Annotated in this window: 24 protein-coding genes; 5 read left to right on the forward strand and 19 right to left on the reverse strand. The window is 33.5% G+C overall.

The genetic code is table 11. The annotated features are described in order from the left end of the window. Positions 1-98: 98 nt before the first annotated feature. The gene (locus DG435_RS17215; protein ID WP_106793671.1) at positions 99-845 is read left to right on the forward strand and encodes a hypothetical protein; all 747 of its coding nucleotides are present in this window, start codon (positions 99-101) and stop codon (positions 843-845) included. Positions 846-1,050: 205 nt separating this feature from the next. On the opposite strand, the gene DG435_RS17220 is transcribed toward DG435_RS17215, so the two are convergent. Together DG435_RS17220 and DG435_RS17225 are read right to left on the reverse strand one after the other, a co-directional pair. After that, on the reverse strand, positions 1,051-1,530 hold the full coding sequence (locus DG435_RS17220; protein ID WP_106793670.1) for a hypothetical protein: 480 nt from the start codon (positions 1,528-1,530) through the stop codon (positions 1,051-1,053). A gap of 130 nt (positions 1,531-1,660) precedes the next feature. Beyond that, on the reverse strand, positions 1,661-2,632 hold the full coding sequence (locus DG435_RS17225) for an endonuclease (RefSeq protein ID WP_106793669.1): 972 nt from the start codon (positions 2,630-2,632) through the stop codon (positions 1,661-1,663). Positions 2,633-2,754: 122 nt separating this feature from the next. Between DG435_RS17225 and hflX the strand changes: the two genes are divergently transcribed. Next, positions 2,755-3,963 carry a GTPase HflX gene (hflX, locus tag DG435_RS17230; RefSeq protein WP_106793668.1) on the forward strand — a complete coding sequence of 403 codons (1,209 nt, stop codon included), beginning with the start codon at positions 2,755-2,757 and terminating at the stop codon, positions 3,961-3,963. 25 nt (positions 3,964-3,988) lie between these two features. Here the strand turns inward: hflX and DG435_RS17235 are convergent, their stop codons facing one another. Then, positions 3,989-5,014 carry a DUF3078 domain-containing protein gene (locus tag DG435_RS17235; RefSeq protein WP_108840640.1) on the reverse strand — a complete coding sequence of 342 codons (1,026 nt, stop codon included), beginning with the start codon at positions 5,012-5,014 and terminating at the stop codon, positions 3,989-3,991. 376 nt (positions 5,015-5,390) lie between these two features. Here DG435_RS17235 and DG435_RS17240 point away from each other — a divergent pair, with 376 nt between their 5' ends. Next, complete coding sequence (locus tag DG435_RS17240; protein ID WP_106791783.1) at positions 5,391-8,648, forward strand: S41 family peptidase; 3,258 nt, start codon at positions 5,391-5,393, stop codon at positions 8,646-8,648. Positions 8,649-8,785: 137 nt separating this feature from the next. Further along, complete coding sequence (locus tag DG435_RS17245) at positions 8,786-9,229, forward strand: N-acetyltransferase (protein WP_106791784.1); 444 nt, start codon at positions 8,786-8,788, stop codon at positions 9,227-9,229. A gap of 80 nt (positions 9,230-9,309) precedes the next feature. On the opposite strand, the gene DG435_RS17250 is transcribed toward DG435_RS17245, so the two are convergent. The 7 genes from DG435_RS17250 to DG435_RS17280 form a co-directional block, all read right to left on the reverse strand. Beyond that, positions 9,310-10,263 carry a DUF3078 domain-containing protein gene (locus DG435_RS17250; protein ID WP_106791785.1) on the reverse strand — a complete coding sequence of 318 codons (954 nt, stop codon included), beginning with the start codon at positions 10,261-10,263 and terminating at the stop codon, positions 9,310-9,312. A gap of 184 nt (positions 10,264-10,447) precedes the next feature. Then, positions 10,448-10,957, reverse strand: coding sequence for a DUF2480 family protein (locus DG435_RS17255; RefSeq protein ID WP_106791786.1), 510 nt, complete (start codon positions 10,955-10,957; stop codon positions 10,448-10,450). A 17-nt stretch (positions 10,958-10,974) separates the two neighbouring features. Further along, a complete protein-coding gene (locus DG435_RS17260; protein ID WP_106791787.1) occupies positions 10,975-11,412 on the reverse strand; it encodes a PaaI family thioesterase in 438 nt (145 codons plus the stop codon). Positions 11,413-11,464: 52 nt separating this feature from the next. Further along, positions 11,465-11,791, reverse strand: coding sequence for a DUF59 domain-containing protein (locus DG435_RS17265; protein ID WP_106791788.1), 327 nt, complete (start codon positions 11,789-11,791; stop codon positions 11,465-11,467). A gap of 50 nt (positions 11,792-11,841) precedes the next feature. Next, the gene (locus tag DG435_RS17270) at positions 11,842-12,264 is read right to left on the reverse strand and encodes a SufE family protein (protein WP_106791789.1); all 423 of its coding nucleotides are present in this window, start codon (positions 12,262-12,264) and stop codon (positions 11,842-11,844) included. A gap of 40 nt (positions 12,265-12,304) precedes the next feature. Then, positions 12,305-13,015, reverse strand: coding sequence for a DUF4377 domain-containing protein (locus DG435_RS17275; protein WP_106791790.1), 711 nt, complete (start codon positions 13,013-13,015; stop codon positions 12,305-12,307). 76 nt (positions 13,016-13,091) lie between these two features. Beyond that, positions 13,092-14,306, reverse strand: coding sequence for an aminotransferase class V-fold PLP-dependent enzyme (locus DG435_RS17280; RefSeq protein ID WP_106791791.1), 1,215 nt, complete (start codon positions 14,304-14,306; stop codon positions 13,092-13,094). A 78-nt stretch (positions 14,307-14,384) separates the two neighbouring features. Between DG435_RS17280 and DG435_RS17285 the strand changes: the two genes are divergently transcribed. Next, entirely contained in the window at positions 14,385-15,737 is a 1,353-nt protein-coding gene (locus tag DG435_RS17285) for a serine hydrolase (RefSeq protein WP_106791792.1), read from the forward strand. A 75-nt stretch (positions 15,738-15,812) separates the two neighbouring features. On the opposite strand, the gene sufD is transcribed toward DG435_RS17285, so the two are convergent. From sufD to DG435_RS17330, 9 genes are all read right to left on the reverse strand, one after another. After that, positions 15,813-17,126: a Fe-S cluster assembly protein SufD gene (sufD, locus tag DG435_RS17290; protein ID WP_106791793.1), complete on the reverse strand. Its 1,314-nt coding sequence runs from the start codon at positions 17,124-17,126 to the stop codon at positions 15,813-15,815. Positions 17,127-17,174: 48 nt separating this feature from the next. After that, positions 17,175-17,570: a four helix bundle protein gene (locus DG435_RS17295; RefSeq protein WP_106791794.1), complete on the reverse strand. Its 396-nt coding sequence runs from the start codon at positions 17,568-17,570 to the stop codon at positions 17,175-17,177. Positions 17,571-17,616: 46 nt separating this feature from the next. Beyond that, positions 17,617-18,369 carry a Fe-S cluster assembly ATPase SufC gene (gene sufC / locus DG435_RS17300; RefSeq protein WP_106791795.1) on the reverse strand — a complete coding sequence of 251 codons (753 nt, stop codon included), beginning with the start codon at positions 18,367-18,369 and terminating at the stop codon, positions 17,617-17,619. A gap of 39 nt (positions 18,370-18,408) precedes the next feature. Beyond that, entirely contained in the window at positions 18,409-18,798 is a 390-nt protein-coding gene (locus DG435_RS17305; RefSeq protein WP_024768560.1) for a hypothetical protein, read from the reverse strand. A gap of 25 nt (positions 18,799-18,823) precedes the next feature. Continuing rightward, the gene (sufB, locus tag DG435_RS17310; RefSeq protein ID WP_025666176.1) at positions 18,824-20,269 is read right to left on the reverse strand and encodes a Fe-S cluster assembly protein SufB; all 1,446 of its coding nucleotides are present in this window, start codon (positions 20,267-20,269) and stop codon (positions 18,824-18,826) included. 39 nt (positions 20,270-20,308) lie between these two features. Beyond that, positions 20,309-20,638, reverse strand: a complete 330-nt coding sequence (locus tag DG435_RS17315) for an iron-sulfur cluster assembly accessory protein (protein WP_024768558.1) — start codon at positions 20,636-20,638, stop codon at positions 20,309-20,311. A gap of 131 nt (positions 20,639-20,769) precedes the next feature. Continuing rightward, on the reverse strand, positions 20,770-21,813 hold the full coding sequence (locus DG435_RS17320; protein ID WP_369872183.1) for a cytochrome-c peroxidase: 1,044 nt from the start codon (positions 21,811-21,813) through the stop codon (positions 20,770-20,772). 9 nt (positions 21,814-21,822) lie between these two features. Continuing rightward, the gene (locus DG435_RS17325; RefSeq protein WP_106791797.1) at positions 21,823-22,590 is read right to left on the reverse strand and encodes an MbnP family protein; all 768 of its coding nucleotides are present in this window, start codon (positions 22,588-22,590) and stop codon (positions 21,823-21,825) included. Between the two features lie 5 nt (positions 22,591-22,595). Beyond that, positions 22,596-23,960, reverse strand: a complete 1,365-nt coding sequence (locus tag DG435_RS17330; protein WP_106791798.1) for a hypothetical protein — start codon at positions 23,958-23,960, stop codon at positions 22,596-22,598. Positions 23,961-23,963: the final 3 nt, after the last annotated feature.

The following is a 23,963-nucleotide window of genomic DNA, read 5'->3' on the forward strand; positions in this document are numbered from 1 at the left end:
ACTATCCATCAATCCCAAAGGGTATTCTATAAATTCATTATCATAAAACAATACTTCATCAGATACATTTGATAATTAATTTTAAAATTAAAACAATAATGAAAAGTTTAAAAAAAAATGTAGTACTAGCATTATGTATCCTAGGGATAGTATCATGTGAAAAAACAGAATCAGATACCGAGATATTAAACATAAAGGAGCAAGAAGGTTTTATGAGTACTACAGGAAATAGTAATGCTACTGTGGCAGATGATCAATCAGAAGCAATACAACCAATAATTCATATGAATTTTGGAGCCGAAACGAGTAAAGCAGAAGCTTCTATCAAATTTGATGAAGCTATTGCAAAATATCATAGTAAAAATAATAACAAAAACAGGGGGCCAGTTTTATCAGGTAAGATTACAAAATGGTATTACAAAGTGACTACTATAACAGGTACATATGAAGATTCTGGCTCAAATCATTGTGGTACCGATGGATCAGCAAGGCTTGATGTTAGTTTTCTAACTGATTTAGGAATAATAACTAAACATAATATTGCATTAAACAACCCTGGAAATGATAGAGAAGAAGGTTCTTGGGATATCTATTATCTAGAATTGGATTTACCCAATCCTTTAACTATTGATTGGATAGAGGTTGATTCGGCTTTAATTAGATTAAAAGGAACAGATGGTTGGTTCTTAAAAGAGATTGCTATAGCTTCTACTTCGGATGAGGATTATACAGCTTTGAGTTCAAAGCCCAAATTATGGTTAGACAGTAGTGCGAATAATCTTTGGGATAGTTTCGATACTAATGGTCATGAAACTACAAACAAATCAGGGAGATATGATTTTTAATTAATCTATAGAATTTCTCGACAATTCTGCTCTGTTACGTTTTTTTTATAATCCTAACTAAAAGAAAACTCAAGATGAGTGGAGGAATAAAAAAAAGTTAAGAAATACAAGTGTTTATACGTATAAACACGAAAGACATCTGGATAGATATCTATCCAGATGTTCTTATAAAATAGGCGTAGAAGTTACAATGTAAGTACTGTGTTTAATTATGTACTAAGATTGTTTTCCATTTTTTGCTGTAGTGTACATTTGTATTTTTATTATACATCTGAAACCCGATTCTCCAGAAGACAGTGTTATTATTTCCATATTTTGGAAATTTGGCTGTTACTGTACTAGGTTGGTTACTGTATGTTTTTTTATGCACCCATGCACCCCCAGACCATACTTGAAAACGCACTTTGAATCGTCTTGAACTACTCGGAACAGCATTTTGTTCAGCCTGAGTTAAAACATAACTATAAGTCTCATTTTCATAAGTATTAATATTTGTAGACCCATAAATTCCAGGAAGCAGTCCAGGAAGTATTATTCCTTTAGCATCTTGATTCTCTACAATTTCGACTTCGCTTTTTTCTAACACCAATGTTTCATCGGTTTCAGAAAGATCAGATTTACTGCAGGAAAACATTAGAAGTCCCACACATAAAAAAACTAGATTTTTAAAATTTTGTGTTTTCATATTTAAAATTATTGGTTTATTTGGCGAATATAGACAGAGGTCAAAATAGAAAAGTCCGAATAGCTTGAATTTCAAACTATTCGGACTTTTTTTAGGTCTTTTACCTGTTTTACCAGGGTTAAAACACCTTCTATATATTGTGTCTTAAACGTATATACACAGGAAAATGATCACTGTATCCTCCTTTATATTTTCTTCCTACATAAGTTCTGAAAGGAGTACCCTTATAGCGACCTTTGTAGATCTTTAGGAAGTCGTCATCAAAGATAGCGGCATTAGAAAAACTATGTTTCCCTCCTTCATATTGATGAAAGTTATGGCTAAAGATTATTTGATCAAACAGGTTCCATTGACTTCTGTAGCTAGTACTACCCCTGTATCGGGTAAGGAGTCGTTCCATTGGATTAAAAAAATCTTGCTGTACCAAATTCTTTATACTTTCACTAGAAGGATCATCATTAAAATCTCCCATAATGATAATTTTTGCATTAGGATTTTTATCAGTAATCTGGTTGATAATCTCACGGTTTTTTTCTGCAGCAGCTATACGCTTATAGGCTGTGCCTTCTGCTCCATCTCTTCTTGATGGCCAATGATTTATTAAAATATGTACTTCCTCTTGGTTTAAAGCACCAGTTACCCATAGAATATCACGGGTATAATCTCGTTCTCCCTTTTCATTATCTACCAAAACAGTAATAGTTTTAGAGTTTTTTACTTCAAAATATTGTTTTTGATATAGTAACCCTACATCAATACCTCGTTCATCTGGAGAATCGTAATGAACAATACCATACTCTTTTTGTTTTAAATGTTTAGAGTTAATAAGGTCTTTTAGAACAGCTTTGTTTTCTACTTCTGCGACACCAACCAAAACAGGAGCTTTTCTTGTTTTTAAAAATCCAATATTAGAAATGGCTGTGCCAAGCTTGAATATTTTTTTTTCATATCGTTTTCGATTCCATTTTTTTTCAGAATCAGGTAAGAAGTCATTGTCTAAGGTTTTCGGGTCGTCTTTGGTGTCGAATAAATTCTCTAGGTTATAAAATGCTATGGTAAAGTGATTTGTTTTTTTTTTACTGAAATAAAATTTATTGGCCATAGCATTTAATTTTATAAGAAACCGGTTATAATGTTGGTTCCCGAGTATATAATTGTTGTACTTTTGTACATTTGTTTAAAGGCACAATATAATAAATTAAGATATAGAAGATTAGGTAGCTAATGTTAGAAAGAGAGGAAATAGCATACGAGAAAACAGTTTTGATAGGAATCATAACCAAGAACCAGGATGAAGAGAAGCTTGAAGAGTTTTTGGATGAATTAGAATTTCTTACGTATACAGCTGGGGGTGAAGTGGTAAAACGATTTACCCAAAAGATGGATATGCCTAATTCTAAAACTTTTATAGGATCGGGAAAAATGGAGGATGTACGAATTTATGTAGAACAACATGATATCGGTACTGTCGTTTTTGATGATGAATTATCCCCAGGTCAACTTCGTAATATAGAGCGTATTCTAAAGGCTAAAATTATAGATCGAACCAATTTAATCCTTGATATTTTTGCCCAACGTGCTCAAACCAGCTACGCCCGTACTCAGGTAGAGTTGGCGCAGTATCAATATTTATTACCTAGATTAACAGGGTTGTGGACTCACTTAGAAAGACAGCGTGGTGGTATCGGGATGCGAGGTCCGGGAGAAACAGAGATAGAGACCGACCGTCGTATTGTTAGAGATCGAATTTCTTTGCTTAAAAAGAAACTACTTACTATTGATAAGCAGATGGCGACACAACGGGGCAATCGTGGAAAATTGGTTAGAGTAGCTTTAGTAGGGTATACCAATGTGGGTAAATCTACACTAATGAATGTTATTGCCAAAAGCGAGGTTTTTGCAGAAAATAAACTTTTTGCTACTCTGGACACTACAGTAAGAAAAGTAGTTATTGGCAACCTTCCATTTTTACTTAGTGATACAGTTGGTTTTATTAGAAAACTACCCACCCAACTCGTAGAGAGTTTTAAAAGCACATTAGATGAAGTAAGAGAAGCAGATTTATTATTACATGTAGTAGATATTTCTCATCCGCAGTTCGAAGATCATATCGAATCAGTGAATAAGATTCTTGATGAAATTGATTGTAGAGATAAACCCACTATGATGGTTTTTAATAAAATTGATGCTTATAAACATGAGACAATAGATAGTGATGATTTAACTACAGAAAGAACCAAAGCTCATTATACTCTAGAAGAATGGAAACAGACTTGGATGAGTAAAATAGGAGATAATGCTTTGTTTATTTCTGCGATCAAGAAAGAGAATATTGATGACTTTAGAAAACGAGTATACAAAGAAACACGAAATATTCATGTAACTCGTTTCCCTTATAATAACTTTTTATATCCTGAGATTGTCGAAGAATAAGAGGATGTTTAAACAAGCTCTAAGCTTAAAATTTATATTTAAGCCCTAATCCAATTACCTCACGTATCTGAAATCCACTGGTAGCATTGTCATCATAAATTGCTTGAAACACAAAACTACCCGTAATGTATTTGTTTACAAGTAAGCTAATGTTTAATGTATAATCAATATCTACATTGGCCGGATCTTCAATATAGTTAGAGTACAGATTTAAAAGTTGTTCTAGAGTTATATTTTTTGCCAAAGTGTTTTTAGAATAAGCCGCAAGAGATCCACCAAACTCAAATCGTGAGCTTTCACCAGCGTCTACACCAAAATAATCACCATCTACATAATCTGCAACATTGGTAAATTCTTTGTCTACAAATATCATACGAGACGTAACTGGAGCAATATTAATGTGTAGATTATCGCTTTTTTTCCATAATAATCCTGGTCCGATCTGTATAAAAGCGGGAGAAAAGAAATGAGTTTCTTCTGTACGAATAGTCTCTTCTGTATCGGGATCTTTGGTAAATCTATATCCTTTATCAAATTGAGATCTGAAATTGATAAACAAAGAATAGTTCCAGAAACCTTGACCAATTTTTTGCCCCAATCGAGTGTTAAATTCGATCCTATCATTGGTTTTGCGAGCAAAATCCTCTCCTCTTAAAAAAGTAAGACCGTAATCTGCAATAATTTTATTATCCCAGGTTAGGCTATTTTTTTTATAGTTAAATTCATAATTTAATGTAACATTTCCAGCAATATTAGATGTTCCTCCACCTTGCCAGTCGTAGTTAAATGCAGATTGATTAAAAAGTAAAGTAAAGTTTGCCTTGTCTTTCCACCCAATATGTTCTTCTTTTGGTTTCTTAGGAGTAATTTCTTTTAGTTTCTGTTTTAAAACTATGATATTTAAGTCATTTGTGGTGTTTTTTAAAATACTATCAAGAGAACGTTTTAAATTAACTTGAATTGAATCCAGGTATTTTGTTTTTTCTTTTTCCTGACCAGAAATTTTTGTTACTAACAAAAACAGAAAAATAGCTAAAAAAAATCTACTCATTTGATCTTTTATTGCAAGGGTAGAATACAAAGATACGGTATGCTCTTAGCTTTTTCAAATTAGTGATATTTCTTAAAAACATCTTACATAAGATTGCTTCTGCATTGACCACTTACCATAGTATCAATTCATCTGTACTCATCTATTAACATAGGTGAGTAAACCCTTTATTATTTGGTAATTACATACTATATTAACGTTAACAGTAGGTTAATGTGTCAGAATCGTATAAAAATAAAAACCATTTGGGATACTTTTGATATAATGACGTATGAATATAACAAGATAATAATCAGAGCACTTGATGTAACGTTCTAAATAATCATAGGTCATAGTAAAAACAATACATATCAATCACAAAACAAACTTTAATGTCATGAAAAATCTCTCGAAGATTATTACACTACTTTTATTGTATTTGTTGCCAAACATAAATTATGGCCAACTACCAGCAAAAATGATTCAATATCCAGATGTTTCTGATTCTCACATCTGTTTTACTTATGCAGATGACCTATGGATTGTAAATAAGCAAGGGGGCACAGCACATCGGTTAACAACTAAGCCGGGTCGAGAAACAATGGGGAAATTTTCTCCAGATGGAAAAACTATCGCGTTTAATGCTAATTATGATGGCAACCATGACATATATACAATTCCTGTAACTGGTGGTATTCCTAAACGAATTACAACTCACGGAATGTCTGATAATATTAAAGCATGGACTAAAGACGGAAAATTTTTAATCTACACTTCTAGAATGGAAAGCGGTAAACAACGTTTTTCTAAGGCGTTTAAAATATCTGTTAATGGAGGGTTACCAGTAAGAATACCAATAAGCAAAGTCGAAGAATTAGATCTACATGTTAACGGTGACCTTGTAGCAATGACAGATAAATCAAGGCTTAGCAGAAACTGGAAAAGATATAGAGGAGGAATGGCTTCTGACATCTATCTTTTTAACCTCAAAACCTTAACCTCTGAAAACATTACCAATAACGATGGTAATGATGAACTACCCATGTGGAATAATGATGACCTCTATTATCTTTCGGATAAAGATGCTTCAAAAAAGTTTAATATCTGGAAATATGACCTACAATCAAAACAACACGAGCAAATTACATTTTTTAAAGAATTTGATATTGAACGCCCGTCTATAGGAAAATCTGAAATCGTTTTTGAAGCTGGAGGAACACTATATCTGTTAGATGTGACAACAAAAACAACAAAAGAAATATCTATAAGTGCTATTGGGGATTTTACAGGATTAAAACCTCAAGTAAAAAAAGCAGAAAAATACATTCATAGTGTAGGTATTGCACCAGATGGTAATAGAATTATTGTAGGCGCCAGAGGAGATATCTTTTCTGTGCCTAAAAAAGACGGGATTACCAAGAACCTAACACGTACAAGTGGCATTGCAGAGCGCTATCCAAGTTGGTCACCAGATGGAAGATATATTGCATATTGGAGTGATAAAACAGGAGAATATGAATTAATGGTAAGAAACCTTAAAGATAATTCAGAGAAACAAATCTCAAAACAGGGCCCGGGATTTAGATACCAACTGTTCTGGTCTCCTGATAGTAAAAAATTAATTTTTGTAGATCAGGAAATGCATATAAAACTGGCAAATATTGCTAACAATACGATTACCAAAATAGATCAGGAAATTCAATTGTTTCAAGGTGGCTTATCAGGGTTTTCTGTAAGTTGGTCAAGTGATAGTAAATATATTACCTATGCAAATTCTCATGAAAATGGAAATCAGCATATCATTATATACGATATCGATAAAAAGAAAAAGAACATTATCACTTCTGCTTTTTATGATGATGGTAATCCTGTGTTTTCTGTTGACAACAAGTATATCTATTGTACGACTAATAGAACCTTTGATCCGGTATATAGTGATTATGATAATAGCTGGACATATCCTAATGCAACTAAAATAGGAATCATTCCGCTTACAAAAGATGCAGTACACCCTATTGAATTAAAAAATGATGTAGTTGCTATAAATGAAGGTGATAAAAAGAAAGAGGATTCTAAAGATAAAAAGAAAGAAGAAGAAGAAGATCAAAAGGTAAAGCCGATACGCATAGATTTTAATGGTCTAGAATCCAGAATGATCATTTTACCTGTAGAACTAGGAAATACAGGAGGAATAAAGGCTGCCAAAGGTAAAATCGTTTTCTTAAAACATCCAAGAACTGGATCAAAGGATGAAAAATCAGTTTTAAAATATTATGATTTTGAAGAAGATGAAGAAAAGACAATTCTTGAAAATGTAGACGATTATAAACTTTCGTTTGATAATAATAGTATTCTAGTGTTTACCGAAGAAAAAATGGGCATTATAGAAGTAGCAAAAGATCAATCTCTCGAAGATCATATAGACACCTCTAAAATGGAAATGACCGTTAACCCAAAAGAAGAATGGCGACAAATCTTTGCAGATATATGGCGTTTAGAAAGAGATTTTTTCTATGATAAAAATCTACACGGGTTGGATTGGGAAGCTATGAAAAAGAAATATGAGCCATTAATAGAATATGCAGCAAGTCGAAATGACCTTAATAAAATAACCGGAGCACTAATTGCAGAACTAAATGCTTCTCATACATATAGAGGAGGAGGAGATGTAGTATCAAGCTCTAACAAAACCACTGGTTATCTCGGTGTTGACTGGGAAATGCATCAGGGAAAATACAGAATAAAAAAGATCATTACACCAGCTCCTTGGGATACTGAGGTTAAATCTCCTCTTAAAAAACCTGGAGTATTAGTTGAAGAAGGTGATTATATATTGCGTATTAATGGAATAGAATTAACAGAGTATGCAGATCCTTATGCAGCATTAGAAGGAAAAGCAAATGAAACGATAGAGATTACAGTTAGTAAAACTCCTGATGGCAAAAACAGCAAGCAATATCTTGTACAACCTATAAGAAGTGAAGCGAGGCTGAGAAATCTTGCCTGGATTGAAGAAATGCGAAAATATGTAGATGAAAAATCAGGAGGAAGAATAGGATATATTTATGTGCCAAGTACAGGAATAGATGGGCAAGAAGAATTAGTTAGAATGTTCTATGCTCAACATCATAAAGATGGATTAATCATTGATGAAAGATTTAATAATGGAGGACAAATACCAGATAGATTTGTAGAATTGTTAAATAGACCATTATTAAGCTACTACAAGGTGCGAGATGGCAAAGATTGGGCCTGGCCTCCAAGAGGACATTATGGTCCTAAAGCGATGCTTATTAATGGATGGAGTGGTAGTGGAGGAGATGCCTTTCCTGATTATTTCAAGAAAAGAAAAGTAGGACCGCTTATTGGTACAAGAACATGGGGAGGACTAATAGGAATTTCGGGAGCACCAGAATTAATAGACGGTGGATATGTAACAGTACCTACATTTAGAATGTATAATCCCGATGGAACCTGGTTTGCAGAAGGACATGGTGTAGAGCCGGATATCCATGTTCCAGAAAACCCAGGAAAAGATGCTCAAGGTATAGATGTGCAACTGGATCGCGCTATTAATGAAGTGCTAAAAACACTTAAAGAAAGTGACAAAAACCCAAAGAACAAAGTACCTGCAGCAGAGGATCGTTCTAAGTAATTTGCTAGCAAATGAGATACATAAAAAAGCGAGAGTATTTTCTTTACTCTCGCTTTTACTCTTTTTATGATATGTATTATCAAAAATGTATTTCATAATTTAAGGTATATTCGTGATACTGTATTATATGATTTCTTATGGAAAAATTAGAACTGATTAAAGCGAGAGAATCCGATAAGGATTTCTTATTTAGTTTAAGAAAGGCAACAATGGTCGAGCATTTAGAGAAAATGGGAATTTTCTTATCAGATGAAGAACATTTATCCAGAATAGATTTTCAATATGATAGTGCTTATGTGATATTAAAATCAAATCAAAGAGCAGGTGTATTGAAATATATTGAAACAGAACACGCGATAGAAATACTACAAATACAAGTGTTACCCGAATATCAAGGTCATGGAATAGGAAAGTATGTGATTAAAGATCTAATAGAAACTGCCAAAGTTTCAAATAAAAATATGATACTAAAAGTATTAAAAGAAAACCCAGCTAAGTATTTATATGAACGTATGGGTTTTAAGACAGTTGATGAGGATGAACATGAATTTCATATGAAATTAGTATCTGATAAAGGCTAAAAATAGTGGACCTACTAAAGAAAAAAAGCATCTTTTATTTGATAAAAGATGCTTTTTTTAAGAGTTATATTTTCTTGTTTCTAGAACCCGTAATTTACTCCTAGACCAAACACTTCTCTAATCTGAAAAGCACCAACGGCATTATCATCATAGATAGCCTGAAAGGTTAGATTAGTAGATAAATACTTGTTAATGGTCATCACAATATTTGCAGTATAATCGATATCTACATTTTGTGGATCTTCTAAGTAGTTAGAATACAAATTTAAAATGTTTTCCATAGATACATTCTTCATGATCTCAAATTTAGCATACCCATTAAGTGCAGCACCAAATTCAAAGCGAAACGTGTCGTTTGCTTCTACTCCAAAATAACCTCCAGCATCATTAAAAGCGTCTATTGCTGCCTGATCATTACCCACATCTGTAAACTCATCATGTACAAAAATAAATCGTGCTGTTGCAGGGGCGATATTAACTTTGAGATTGTCACTTTTTTTCCATAACATACCTGGACCTAACTGTAAATAGGCAGGAGAAAAAATACGAGTAGTTTCTGTTCGGATTTCTCTTGTTCCTATAACATTTCCAGTAGTTGTATCTAGAATAGGTTCTTCTCCATATTCGTATCCTTTATCAAACTGTGTTTTAAAGTTTAAGAAAAAAGAATAGTACCATAGTGATTCTTTGATTTGTCTACCCAATAATGAATTTAACTCTAAGCGATCATTAGTTTTACGTATAAACTCTTGATCTTTAAGTTTAGTAAGACCATAATCTGCAAGAATTTTATTATCCCAGGTAATAGGGCCTTTACGATAATTAAAGTCATAGGATAGCGATAGATTTCCTGCAATATTAGATGTTCCTCCTCCTAGCCATTCTGCATTAAAAGCAGATTGATTTATTAAAAGGCTAATATTACCTCCTTTGGTCCATCCATCTTTAGGAGCTTCGTCTTTTTTTGTTTCTTCTTGTGCAAATAGAATTGTAGAACTAATTAATAGAACTACAGTTAGCAATGTTTTTTTCATTTGATGATAGTTTTAAGGAATTTAATCAGGCTATATTAATGGTTAAATAATTAATTATCTAGCATAAATAACCGGTGTAAATTTTTATGTTGGCAAATATATTTTAAGAAACGTTTTTTACTCTAAAAGTATGTTAGTAGACCATTATTATTCGATAAAAAACAACATTAATAGATAAAAGAACCTATTTCCTTTTATATAGAGGAACAGAAGAGCATGCTTCTCCATACATAATACTTTTTGCAACAGGTTGTAATTTTTGGATCAGATCGATATAAGCCCCTTGGGGAACAGGTTTGTTAGTACATCCCTTTATAATAATCAGCTTGTTTTGATATTCTGAAACATCAATAGTATTTATAATTTCGGCATAGAGTACCGTTTCCAGAGCTTCTAAAGATCCTACAGCTACTTTTTTTGAAAAGGGCTGTAATGAGCTAGTCAATAAAAGGTATGCCCATCCGGGGATAATAGCGTCTGTAGAACAAGTTAATGCAACATAGGCGTCTCGGTATTGACTCCAGTCATGATCTAAAACAGATTTTCTGAACTCTTTTTCACGTAAAATTAACCCCTCAAAAAGCCAATTTTTAATATCAAAAAGAATACGATCACCTTTAGGATAGTATTCTTCTAAATCAAAAGTGATGAGGTTTTTATTATTAGCAACTCTATTTACAATTTCATCGGCCATTGTATCGTTGTATTATGTTATTTATACCCTATTTTTTCTGAAAGTTCTATCTTGCTTTTTGCAAAATTTCCAGTTCCAAAAGCAATTTCTTTACCATCTTGATTGTATAAAGTTGATTCTGCAACAAATAGGCTTCTGGATTTAAATTTTATCTTTCCGACAGCTGTAATTATTCCTTTATCTACTGGTCGTATTAAATTAATATTAAACGAAGTAGTAAGGACAAAAACATCTTTTACAATAGAATTTACTGCAAAAAAGGCAGCATCGTCAAGTAGTTTAAAATATACAGAACCGTGTATCGCTCCTAATGCATGAAAATACTTTTCTGAAACTTCAAGTTCAATTTGTGCTAAACCCTCAGAAATTTTGACTGTGGTAGTATCATACAATGCGGTATTGATATTTGCCTGCAGATACATTCTTTCTAATTTGCTATAATGTTCAGGATTCATTTTCCTTGTTTATTTATTTTAGAAAGTTGTTCCGAAATGACTGCAATCCCAGTTACAGCATTCCCAATTCTAGTTTAGCCTCTTCACTCATTAAATCTTGTGACCATGGTGGGTCAAAAGTAAGTTCCATTTCTACATCGTTTACTGCATCAAGAGATTTTACTTTTTCTCGTATTTCTTCTGGTAGAGACTCTGCTACAGGACAGTTAGGAGAAGTAAGTGTCATTAGAATTTTTACTTCATAATCCTCATTAACAAATACATCATAGATTAGTCCTAGCTCGTATATATCAACCGGAATTTCTGGATCAAAGATTGTCTTTAATACTCGTACAATTTTTTCTCCTAAGTCGTTTGTATCTATAGTGGTTTCACTCATTTTTTTAGTTTTAATATTGCTTTAACAAGCTTTATGCGACAAAAATTGATTTAATTCAATTGTGTTTGGTAAGCGATAGCATACATTTTTAGTTGTTTAATCATACTTACCAAACCATTAGCACGTGTCGGTGATAAATGCTCTTTTAAACCAATTTCATCAATAAAATCGGTGTCAGCTTCAATGATGGCTGCGGGATGTTGCTCAGAAAAGACACGTATCAATATTGCAATAATACCTTTGGTAATAATAGCATCACTATCTGCAGTAAATTGAACTTTATCATCTTTCATTTCGGCGTGTACCCACACTTTACTCTGGCATCCTTTTATGATATTGTCGTCTGTTTTGTATTTTTCTTCAATAAGAGGCAGAGATTTTCCTAGTTCAATCATGTATTCATATCGCTGCATCCAATCATCAAACATACCAAATTCATCAACAATCTCTTCCTGGATTTCTTGTATTGTCATTACGTACAAATTTTCAACAAAAGTACGACAAGAATTGTTGCTATTCAATACTTTCTGCCAATGATAGTATAGTATTAACTAATTGTTGTACTTCTTGAGGAGGATGTCCGTGATCAAAGTCATTCGAGACAAATGTTTTGGTAGAAGAAGTGATCTTTAGTTGTGCATGAGGAGCACCATCAAAAAGTCTTTTTTCTGTAGGTGCTTTTAGCTCCTTTATTTTATCAATGTCTATAGTTTCCAGAAGTGAAATAATGGTATTCCAATCTTTTTTTAAGCATTTTTTTGAATGACTATTTTTTAAATTTACATCGGTAGTTTTTTCAATACGATCATTATTAATTTTGATTTGAAAAAATGAACCTCTGGAGAGCGCCTGGTATTCGACATTAACTATATTGCCCTGATCTTTTTTATTCTTTAAAGGAATATTTTGGGCTATGGATCGATTTTTTTCTTTTGATAGTATTTTAACTAGAGTATAGTGTAATGAGGAACCATCAGCCGGAGGGTTTTCTACTTGTGTAACGGTAATTTCTATTTCATAGTTATATCCTTCTTCATATTCAAATCCCTTGATTGTATCGTAAAAATAAGTCCATTCATCACTTGGGTTTTCTTTATATAACATGCATTTTTGAGGGCCAACACCAACACAATCTTCCAGAGTATTAGCTATAAATACTCGCTTGGTTTTCTGGCATGAAGAAAATAAAATAACGATACTTAATAAGGAAAAAAACTTGCTCATAGATTAGTTGTTTTGTGTAATGCGTTATATGGTAATTAAATAACGTTGAACAAAACCAAATGGTATAAAAAATAATTTACGAGAGCATCATCTTGGCTTTTTTAACGGCTTCGACCAAAGCATCAATTTCCTCCTTAGTGTTATAGAATGAAAAAGAAGCACGGACTGTTCCTGGTATTTTATAAAAATCCATGATGGGCTGTGCACAGTGATGTCCTGTACGTACTGCAATACCGAGTTTATCTACAATAGTTCCTACATCATAGGGGTGAATATCATTAAGGTTGAATGAGATTACAGAAGTTTTGTTTTTGGAGGTACCGTAAATTTTTAACCCTTCAATTTCTAATAATTTTTGTGTCCCGTATTCAAGAAGTCCATTCTCATATGCAGCAATATTTTCAAAACCAATACCATTCATATAATCAAGTGCTGCTCCAAAAGCTATACCGCCACAGATATTAGGGGTGCCAGCCTCGAACTTATGAGGCAAACCGGCATAGGTAGTTTTTTCAAAAGTAACTTGCTCGATCATTTCACCACCACCTTGATATGGAGGCAGTTTGTTTAACCACTCTTCTTTTCCGTAAAGCATACCTACTCCTGTGGGTCCACAGAGTTTGTGCGCAGAAGCAACATAAAAATCTACATCCAAAGCTTGAACATCTGGTTTAACATGAGGGCAAGCTTGTGCACCATCGATCAATACAGCTGCACCTACGCTATGTGCTTTTTCAATAATTTCTTCAATAGGATTTATAGTTCCTAATGCATTAGAGATGTGATTAGTAAAAACAAGTTTAGTTTGGTTAGAAAGTAATTGATCATATACATCCATTACTAATTCACCATCTTCGTTCATCGGGATGACTTTAAGGATGGCTCCTGTTCGTTCACATAGCATTTGCCAAGGCACAATATTAGAATGATGTTCTAATGCCGAAACAATAATTTCATCACCTTCAGAAAGAAGAGAGGTAAAGCCGGTAGCAATAATATTAATACTATGAGTTGTTCCCGAAGTGAGAATAATCTCATGTGTGTGTTTTGCATTAAAATGTTTCTGCACTTTTTTACGAGCCATCTCGTATGCATCTGTTGCTTCTTGTGATAAAGTGTGAACACCACGATGAATATTCGCATTGTAGTTGCTGTAATAATCTACAATGGCATCTATAACTACCTGCGGTGTTTGAGATGTGGCCGCATTATCAAAATACACTAAAGGTTTTCCGTGTACTTCTCTGGTAAGTATTGGGAAATCTTCTCGTATTTTCTGTACATCTAACATATCAATTTCTTTCTGCAAAAGTAGTAAGTATTTCTAATTAGGATTGTTTATTTTTAGAATGATTTAACCCTTTTTATAATGAAACGACTTAAAAAAATTATTGGGATTGCATTTCTTATTCTATTTGCAGGAATTTGTATTGCATTTGTACTGAATTACCCAAAACTTACAATTCTAACAGGATATTCTGCAAAGAATATGAATTCATCGGTTTTTATTGCAAACAGAAGTTTGGAGTTTACCGACATAAATGATAATAATTTTGCTCCGGTTAACTTAGCAGATGATGAGGTAAATATGAAAAACAGGACATCTGTTGCCTCTGTTTTTGGCCTTAAAGAGAGAAAAGCAATTTATAGAGAAGGATTGGGTAGTGTTTTGATTGATGATGATTTTGATGAAAATATACCTGTTTTAATACCACAAAGAACTAAAATAGAGACAAGGTTATCGTATCCTTATGGTGAATTAGAACAAAAAGACACAGTTTTTACTACGGTCGATTATGATAAGGTAAATAGAACTATTACTTCAATTTTTGACACGAATGGAGAATATATAAAGAAAACAAGGGCTGTTCTTGTGCTTTATAAAGATCAGATTATAGCCGAGAAATATATAGATGGATTGAATAAAGATTCTAAGTTGCTAGGGTGGTCTATGACCAAAAGTGTTCTCTCTACGGTTTATGGTGTGTTACAAAAACAAGGCACTATTAATATAGACGATAAAGCCCCGGTGTCTGCATGGCAAAATGATGAAAGAAAAGAGATAACGATTAATAATCTTTTACAGATGAATTGTGGGTTGGAATGGGATGAGGATTATGGCTCTATTTCTGATGTTACAAAAATGTTATATGTAGATAAAGATATGACAATTCCCCAAATTCATAAAAAAGCAATTTACAAACCCAATGAATATTGGTACTATTCCTCTGGTGTGTCTAACCTGCTATCTGGGATTTTGAGAAAACAGTTCAAAAGTTATCAGGAGTATCTTGATTATCCATATCGAGAGTTTATTGATAAAATAGGAATGAATTCTATGCTTATAGAAACAGATATGACAGGTAATTATGTAGGTTCTTCTTATGCTTGGGCAACAGTAAGGGATTGGGGCAAATTTGGATTATTATATCTACATAAAGGGAATTGGAACGGAGAGCAGATTTTTAACCCAGGTTGGGTGGATTATGTGACAACACCAAGCCCTACATCTGAAGGAGATTATGGGGGGCATTTTTGGCTAAATGCAGGAGGGTTTTATCCAGACGCTCCAAGAGATATGTTTTCTGCAAATGGATTTCAGGGACAACGTGTGTTTATTATTCCTTCTAAAGATTTGGTCATTGTACGATTTGGGCTCATTGGAGACGCGGGAGTGGACTTCAATACATTTTTAAAAGAAATGGTTGATTCGATAGAATAGGGAAATAAAAATAGTAAAGCCAAATCTTCTAGGATTTGGCTCTACTAATATCGTTTGTTGTTAAAGCAGTTTATCTTATAGGTCGAAACCAATATTTACACCGAGTTTAGTGGCGATTAGTTTGTTAATTCTGCTTTTTAGCTGAGGTATTTTTACACTAGATAACACATTGTTTGCGAATGCATACATTAATAAAGCTCTGGCTTCTTTTTCTCCAATACCTCTGGATTTCATATAGAATAATGCATTATCATCCAATTGTCCAATAGTACAACCATGCGAGCACTTTACGTCATCTGCAAAAATCTCTAATTGCGGTTTAGAATTGATAGTTGCCTTATCACTTAACAAGATATTGTTATTAGATTGAAAAGCATTTGTTTTCTGCGCTTCTTTATTTACAATAATTTTTCCATTAAAAACACCTGTAGATTTTTCATCAAAAATACCTTTATAATCCTGATGACTCTCACAATTTGGTGCTGTATGATGTACCAGAGTATTATGATCTACATGCTGCTTTCCTTCAATAATTGTTATACCATTAAGTATAGAGTCGATTCCTTCACCTTTTTGATAGAAATTAAGGTTGTTTCTGGTGATATTTCCTCCAAAAGCAAAAGTATGTACTGATGCTATACTTTGTGCATGTTGTTCGATATAGGTATTGTCAATCAAAGAAGCATTTTGATTATCATTCTGAATTTTGTAGTAATCTACGATTGCTCTTTTGTCTGCAAAAATCTCTGTTACCGAATTCGTAAGAACAGGATTATCTGTTAAACTCTGATGACGCTCAATGATTTGTACATGAGAATTTTCTCCAACAACAACCAAGTTACGAGGTTGTAACATCTGGGCAGCTTCATTTCCTGTAGAAAAGTGTACAATCTGTATAGGCTTATCCGCTAGCTTATTTTTTGGAATATAGATATAAGCTCCTTCTCTAGAAAAAGCTGTATTCAAGGAAGTAAGCCCATCTTCACGAGCTACTTTGTTAAAATAGTTTTCAATTATTAATCGATATTTTTCATTGCTTAATGCTGATGACATTAAACATACGTCGATTTTATCATGAGTTGTTTCAGATAAATGAGATGAATACTTACCATCAATAAATACAATTTTATATGTATCCAAATCATGAAGGAAGTACTTTTTTATATCCTTAAAATCTAAAGCATTTTCTTCTTTTGGAAAAATACTGTAATCGTGTTTTAGTACAGTATTTAGAGAGGTGTATTTCCACGCTTCTTCTTTTTTGGTAGGAAATCCTTTTTCTTCAAAAGTTTTAATAGCTTGACTTCTGATATCATGAACAGCTGTATCAACATCTACCGTGTTTTCAAAGGCCAAAAAAGAAGACACCAATTTATCTTTCAATTCCATATTTAGTTTCAAGTTTTGTTTCTTAAGAAACAGTTTCAAGTTTCAAGGTCAGGATTCTTTATATTTTACGCCTCTAAACTCTTTTTTATTTAAATAACTAATGAAACCAGAAATTCTTCTACTTAAGGTTTCATAATCATTAACTAATATCTTTAATGCTTTTTCTTCAATATATCCTGAATCGAAGATTCTGTATAATTGAGATCTTGTTTCTCCTGAAGAAGCTTTGGCTATAGAAAGGAATTGTCTAAATTCTATATTTCCATCTCGTTCAAAACCTTCAGCGATGTTATCCATTACTGAACCAGAAGAACCTTTAATTTGATCTTTTAGTTTATAATCATTTTCTAAGCCAGTTGTTTTTGATAAGAGAATAATTTCTTTACTCAATCTTCGGGCTTCTTGCCAAATTTCTAAATCTTCGAACCTTTTTATAGTTGCCATATTTTAGCTAATTTGAAACTTTAAACTAACAAACCAAAAACTACAATTATGCGTTTATTTCTTCTTTAATCCAATCGTATCCTTTTTCTTCTAGTTCTAAAGCTAATTCTTTAGTGCCAGATTTTACGATTTTACCGTCATATAATACATGTACAAAATCTGGAACTATATGGTCTAACAGACGTTGATAGTGAGTAATTACTACAATAGCGTTGTCTTCGCTTTTCAATTTATTCACTCCGTTGGCCACAATACGTAGAGCATCTATATCAAGCCCAGAATCTGTTTCGTCTAGGATTGCCAATTTAGGCTCCATCATTGCCATCTGAAAGATTTCATTACGTTTTTTCTCACCACCAGAGAATCCCTCGTTAAGAGAACGAGATAGGAATTTGCGATCGATTTCTAACAATTCGGATTTTTCACGAATTTTTTTAAGCATGTCTTTGGCAGGCATTTCTTCAAGGCCTTGTGCTTTTCGTGTTTCATTTATGGCGGTTTTCATAAAATTAGTTACCGTTACACCAGGAATTTCTACTGGGTATTGAAACGATAGAAAAACACCTTTATGAGCACGTTCTTCTGCTGCAAGTTCTTCGATATCTTCTCCTTCCAGAAGAATTCCTCCTTTGGTAACCTCATATTCTTCTTTCCCTGCAACGATACTGGCTAATGTACTTTTTCCGGCACCGTTAGGACCCATAATTGCGTGTATTTCTCCTGCTTTTACATTTAGGTTAAGACCTTTTAAAATTTCTTTCCCTTCGACACTTGCGTGTAAATCCTTTATCTCTAACATGTTATACAAAGCTTTTATCTCTTATGAGATATAATTTAGTTATTTATCTTTTTCTAGCTCAGAGTTTTTGTCTTCTTCTGGAGACTTAATCTTAGTGGGCAACTCTGAAGTTGGCGCACTTACTCCGATAATTTCTTTTATTTCTACTATTTCTTCCCACCCTTGTTCTGGGTTGGGTTTTATGATTCCCTTTACTACAACAGGAACCATGTCATATTCTTCTCTTTGCAGAGGTTCTACTTTTTTAGCGAGTTCAAGAGTGATATCATTAATTATCACACCATATATAAAATCATTACCTTTTAAGACTGCCGCATCATCTATAAGAATAAATTCGCCACGAATTAAATTAGGTTCTTCATTTTTGTTTTCGGATTTGCAGGAAAAAAGAATAAGACTTAGTGCAATTAAAATACATGTTTTTTTCATTAATGTAGATTTGATGGTTTTACAATTAGCCTACAGAACCTTCTAAAGAAATCTCTAGAAGTTTTTGAGCTTCTACTGCAAACTCCATAGGTAGCTTATTCAACACTTCTTTACTAAAACCATTAACGATCAAAGCGATTGCTTTTTCTGTATCGATTCCTCGCTGGTTACAATAAAAAATTTGATCTTCTCCTATTTTGCTTGTAGTTGCTTCATGTTCTATTTGAGCGGTTTTGTTTTTAGTTTCTATATAAGGAAACGTATGTGCGCCACATTCATTGCCCATCAATAATGAATCACATTGTGAAAAATTACGTGCATTGGTCGCTCTACTACTTATTTGCACTAATCCTCGATAGCTATTTTGAGATTTCCCTGCAGAAATACCCTTAGAAATGATAGTACTTTTAGTGTTTTTGCCTAAGTGTATCATTTTTGTCCCTGTATCTGCTTGCTGAAAATTATTGGTTACTGCAATAGAATAAAATTCTCCAACAGAGTTATCTCCTTTTAATATACAAGAAGGATATTTCCAGGTAATTGCTGATCCTGTTTCTACTTGTGTCCAAGAAATTTTAGCGTTGTTTTCGCAAATTCCCCTTTTGGTCACAAAATTATAAACCCCTCCTTTTCCTTCAGCATTACCAGGATACCAGTTCTGTACTGTAGAATATTTTATTTCTGCATCATCCAATGCTATTAATTCAACAACAGCAGCATGTAATTGATTTTCATCACGAGAAGGAGCAGTACATCCTTCAAGATAACTTACATAACTTCCTTGATCTGCCACAACTAAAGTACGCTCGAACTGACCTGTACCTGCCTGATTGATTCTAAAATAGGTAGATAGCTCCATTGGGCAACGAACACCTTTAGGAATATAACAAAACGAACCATCACTAAAAACAGCAGAGTTTAAGGCAGCATAAAAATTATCCTTCTGCGGAACCACAGCTCCAATATATTTTTTAACTAATTCTGGATGTTCTTGAATAGCTTCAGAAATAGAGCAAAATATAATTCCTTTTTCTGCAAGGGTTTCTTTAAATGTTGTAGCTACAGATACGGAGTCCATTACAATATCTACCGCTACTCCTGCTAATTTCTTTTGTTCATCTAATGAAATCCCTAGTCTTTTAAAAGTATCGAGTAATTCTGGATCTACCTCATCAATACTATTATATTTAGGTTTTTTATTTGGTGCAGAATAGTAAGATATATTCTGAAAATCAGGCTTTTCATAAGTAACATTAGCCCATTCGGGTTCTTCCATCTGTTCCCATGCTCGAAAAGCTTCAAGCCTCCATTCTGTCATCCATTCGGGTTCTTCTTTTTTCTTAGAAATCGCACGAACTATATCTTCATTAAGACCAACAGGAAAAGTATCAGATTCTATATCGGTATAGAATCCATACTCATATTCTTTGGTCTCTAATTCTTTTTTTAAATCGTCTTCAGTATATGCCATTTTTATTACCCTAAATTAATTCAGGATCTTTTTTATCGATTAAAGGGAAAAACTTTCTCCACAGCCACAAGTTCTACTGGCATTAGGATTATTAAATACAAAACCAGTACCATTTAAACCACCAGAATACTCTAGAGTTGTACCAATTAAATAGAGGAAACTTTTTTTATCTACAATGATTTTCACACCATTATCTTCAAATACTTTATCTCCTTCCTCTTGCGCTTTATCAAATTTTAGATCATATGATAAACCAGAGCATCCTCCACTTTTTACACCTACACGCACATAATCGGTAACTGCATCATATCCATCGTCACTCATCAATTCGATGACCTTATTTTTTGCTATGTCTGATACCTTAATCATACTTTTATAATATAGATTAATTCTAAATGAAATGCAAATATACTACATAAGTAGATTTTATACACAAAACCTAACATATATCTGTTATATATTGGAATAGGTAAAAGCTATAATGATATAGATAGAAGGTTTTAAAATTCTGAAAAACGAGTATCATTTACAAAATCATCATCGGTAAGCGTTTTTAGAAAAGCAATGATTTGTTGTTTTTCTTCGGCTGTCATTGGGATTCCCAAGGCACCAGTTTGATCTTTAAGCATGGGATCTAAGGTTTCAGAATCAACCATACCATCACTATAATGATTTAAAACATCGTCTAAAGTTTTTAATCTACCATCATGCATATAAGGGAAAGTAAGTTCAATATTTCTTAAACTAGGAACTTTAAATTTTTGTATATCCTCGGTTAATCCTGTAACACGTTTTCGTCCTATATCATTATACAAAGGGTCAATAGGTAGACCATTATTGCGATACGACTGATCAGTAAATAATGTACCTTTATGACAAGAGGCGCATTTGGTTTTAAAGAGTTCAAAACCCGCAGCTTCTTCTGCGGTAAATACAGAACCTTCATTTCTTTCTATCTTGTCGTATTTGGTGTTTGCTGAAATCATCATAATCATAAACTGAGAAATTGCCTTAAGCATGTTATCAGAATTGATTTTTTGATCTTCAAAGGCATCTGCAAATAATTTTACATATTCTGGTTGCTCTTCTAATTTTTTAAGAATACCATTGAAGGTTTCATTCATTTCTACTTCTGCAGTAATAGGTATAATAGGCTGAAGGTCTAAGTGTATTGCAGCTCCGTCCCATGTGAATTCTTTCATAAATGCCATGTTGTGTAAGGGCTGTGCATTGCGAGTGCCTAAAGCACCGCCTACACCATGACTTACAATATGTGTGTGGTGGGTAAATGCAAAATCCTGAATATGACAAAAACCGCAAGAAATCACACCATCAGAGGCCAGGCGACCATCATAAAATAACTTTTTTCCTAATTCGAAACCTTTTTCTGTAGGAGGATTAAGTGCTATATCATAAGTTGGATCTGGAAAGTTTGAAGGTATAGTAAATTCTAATTTTGCATTTTCTATAGGAACATAATTATCCTTATCAGAACTACATGCGGTTCCGATAAGGATAATAACTATATATGATAATAATTTCAAAATGTTACTTTAATTAGATACATTAGTTGCGGTAAACATAGTACTTATATTTTCTGCAATTTTTGGAGCAAATTCTGCATCTACCTGAATACTGTTTTTTACCTCTAGTGAATGCGTATTTGTACCATCAAATATCTTTGCAATATCAACATTAATTGCCACTTCTGGTGATTTTGATTCTTCGATGGTCAATGTGCTGGGTAATTCGAGTGTTATTTCTTTATAGTTGTCCAAAGTGGTACCATGACTTCCTACATGAATTAAAAAATCAGCACTAGCTGCACCATTTGCGGTATATGTTCCTTCAAATTTAAGGAATTTATATCCGGCAGACCAACTCCATAACATTCCGCTTTCTTCTGCGGTAGGAATAAAGTTCGCCATTCCGTTAAGTGGATACTTTGATTGGTCAACCCCAAAACCAAACCTGATTTTAGTGTATTGTCCGGCACTAATATCAGAAAGGTTTACTTTTTTGCTTTCTAAAACTTCTTCGTTAATTAAGAAATAGCTTCGATCTACAGGATACGTAAACTCCTCACCATTAGCTTTAATTAAAACAACATTACTTATAATATATTTTAATTCTGAAATGATATAGGCTTCATTACTTCCGTTAGTATAAGAATCAGTAGTTAATTCGATACCATTACTATTTATTGTATTTTTAAAATCAAGTACAACATTTCCAAATGTTTTTATCGTTCCCTCGTCGTCATTTTTACAGGAAGAAACGATGACCAATGTTGCTATGAGGATGTATATTATATTTTTCATTGTGTTTATTTATATTTAATAATTAATAGGTCTTTGGACCCCTTATTACCAGGGACATCAAAGTCACTACTTTCAGAACTGCCTACAACAACTATTTTTTTGTCGCTTGTTTCTATGCAGCCTTCTCCAAATTCTGCTTGGCTACCACCACTAGCCAGTTTCCATTGAATTTCTCCATTAGGGGTTATAATCATACTCCAGACATCACTTTGCCCTTTGTTTTGTGCCACATCGATGTCATTGCTTCTAGAGTTACCTGTAATAATGAAACCTCCGTTTTGCATTTTGGCGATAGCTCTTCCGGTATCAAAAGCAGTACCTCCCAATGATTTTTCCCAAAGTAGATTACCATTGCCATCTATTTGTATCAACCAAAGATCAGCATTTCCATTGGCACTAGAAATATCACCATCTGCACTTCTTGAATCTCCTACGATAAGAAATTTTCCGTCACCGGTAGCTGCAATGGCATATCCTACATCAATTTCTGATCCTCCAAATGATTTTTCCCATAATTTGGTACCTTCTTTATTAATTTTTACGGCCCAAAAATCATAACTTCCTTTACTGGCAGTAACATCAAAATCAATACTTTCTGAAGACCCTATCATTAAAAACCCATCATCTTGAGTTTGTACTACATCATAACTACGATCATTATTGGTGCCTCCAAAAAAACGTCGCCACTCTTTTTCTCCAGAAGAGTTGAGTTTAATACCCCAGAATTCTCCGACTCCGTGTTTTGAAAAACCACTTTTGTTGTCATTGCCTTCTCCACCACTAGCAGTTACATCAAGAAAACCTGTAATAAAGTATCCGCCATCACGAGTTTGTACAACAGAAAAGGCTCTGTCTATTCCAGGAAATCCAAAACTCTTTTCCCATTGTATACCTCCCGAAGCATCTGTTTTTACGATCCAGTAGTCTTGTAATCCGGCATTTGCACTTACATCTTCGTCTGCGCTTCTGCTATATCCTACCAAGGCAAATCCTCCATCGGTAGTTTGAATGATTTTTTCCCCTCTTTCATCTCCAGAGCCTCCATAAGTTTTACTCCACGAAATTTCTCCTTCTTTAGTTATTTTGAGTAACCAATAATCACTATCTGGAGCAGTTTTATCTGTAATATCTCCATCAATGCTTTGGGTATATCCAGCTATTGCATAACCCCCATCAGTAGTTTCAACTACTGATAGGGCATTATCTTCATTACTTCCTCCAAATGTTTTTACCCAGTCTATTTCACCCAAAAACCCTTCTAAAGGAGGAACGGGTGTCACATTATCTTCATCATCGCTACCACAAGCAATTAAAACTAATGTTGCAATACAGACGAGAAGTACATTGAATAAGAATTTAGAGCGATCCATTTG

Origin of the sequence: Aquimarina sp. Aq78 (genome assembly GCF_900299525.1) — a bacterium.
GTDB lineage: Bacteria > Bacteroidota > Bacteroidia > Flavobacteriales > Flavobacteriaceae > Aquimarina.

Bases quoted from the DNA above. Each gene is read 5' to 3' on its own strand.
- DG435_RS17215 (WP_106793671.1), top strand. From the start codon at position 99: ATGAAAAGTTTAAAAAAAAATGTAGTACTAGCATTATGTATCCTAGGG.
- DG435_RS17220 (WP_106793670.1), bottom strand. From the start codon at position 1,530: ATGAAAACACAAAATTTTAAAAATCTAGTTTTTTTATGTGTGGGACTT.
- DG435_RS17225 (WP_106793669.1), bottom strand. From the start codon at position 2,632: ATGGCCAATAAATTTTATTTCAGTAAAAAAAAAACAAATCACTTTACC.
- hflX (WP_106793668.1), top strand. From the start codon at position 2,755: ATGTTAGAAAGAGAGGAAATAGCATACGAGAAAACAGTTTTGATAGGA.
- DG435_RS17235 (WP_108840640.1), bottom strand. From the start codon at position 5,014: ATGAGTAGATTTTTTTTAGCTATTTTTCTGTTTTTGTTAGTAACAAAA.
- DG435_RS17240 (WP_106791783.1), top strand. From the start codon at position 5,391: ATGAAAAATCTCTCGAAGATTATTACACTACTTTTATTGTATTTGTTG.
- DG435_RS17245 (WP_106791784.1), top strand. From the start codon at position 8,786: ATGGAAAAATTAGAACTGATTAAAGCGAGAGAATCCGATAAGGATTTC.
- DG435_RS17250 (WP_106791785.1), bottom strand. From the start codon at position 10,263: ATGAAAAAAACATTGCTAACTGTAGTTCTATTAATTAGTTCTACAATT.
- DG435_RS17255 (WP_106791786.1), bottom strand. From the start codon at position 10,957: ATGGCCGATGAAATTGTAAATAGAGTTGCTAATAATAAAAACCTCATC.
- DG435_RS17260 (WP_106791787.1), bottom strand. From the start codon at position 11,412: ATGAATCCTGAACATTATAGCAAATTAGAAAGAATGTATCTGCAGGCA.
- DG435_RS17265 (WP_106791788.1), bottom strand. From the start codon at position 11,791: ATGAGTGAAACCACTATAGATACAAACGACTTAGGAGAAAAAATTGTA.
- DG435_RS17270 (WP_106791789.1), bottom strand. From the start codon at position 12,264: ATGACAATACAAGAAATCCAGGAAGAGATTGTTGATGAATTTGGTATG.
- DG435_RS17275 (WP_106791790.1), bottom strand. From the start codon at position 13,015: ATGAGCAAGTTTTTTTCCTTATTAAGTATCGTTATTTTATTTTCTTCA.
- DG435_RS17280 (WP_106791791.1), bottom strand. From the start codon at position 14,306: ATGTTAGATGTACAGAAAATACGAGAAGATTTCCCAATACTTACCAGA.
- DG435_RS17285 (WP_106791792.1), top strand. From the start codon at position 14,385: ATGAAACGACTTAAAAAAATTATTGGGATTGCATTTCTTATTCTATTT.
- sufD (WP_106791793.1), bottom strand. From the start codon at position 17,126: ATGGAATTGAAAGATAAATTGGTGTCTTCTTTTTTGGCCTTTGAAAAC.
- DG435_RS17295 (WP_106791794.1), bottom strand. From the start codon at position 17,570: ATGGCAACTATAAAAAGGTTCGAAGATTTAGAAATTTGGCAAGAAGCC.
- sufC (WP_106791795.1), bottom strand. From the start codon at position 18,369: ATGTTAGAGATAAAGGATTTACACGCAAGTGTCGAAGGGAAAGAAATT.
- DG435_RS17305 (WP_024768560.1), bottom strand. From the start codon at position 18,798: ATGAAAAAAACATGTATTTTAATTGCACTAAGTCTTATTCTTTTTTCC.
- sufB (WP_025666176.1), bottom strand. From the start codon at position 20,269: ATGGCATATACTGAAGACGATTTAAAAAAAGAATTAGAGACCAAAGAA.
- DG435_RS17315 (WP_024768558.1), bottom strand. From the start codon at position 20,638: ATGATTAAGGTATCAGACATAGCAAAAAATAAGGTCATCGAATTGATG.
- DG435_RS17325 (WP_106791797.1), bottom strand. From the start codon at position 22,590: ATGAAAAATATAATATACATCCTCATAGCAACATTGGTCATCGTTTCT.
- DG435_RS17330 (WP_106791798.1), bottom strand. From the start codon at position 23,960: ATGGATCGCTCTAAATTCTTATTCAATGTACTTCTCGTCTGTATTGCA.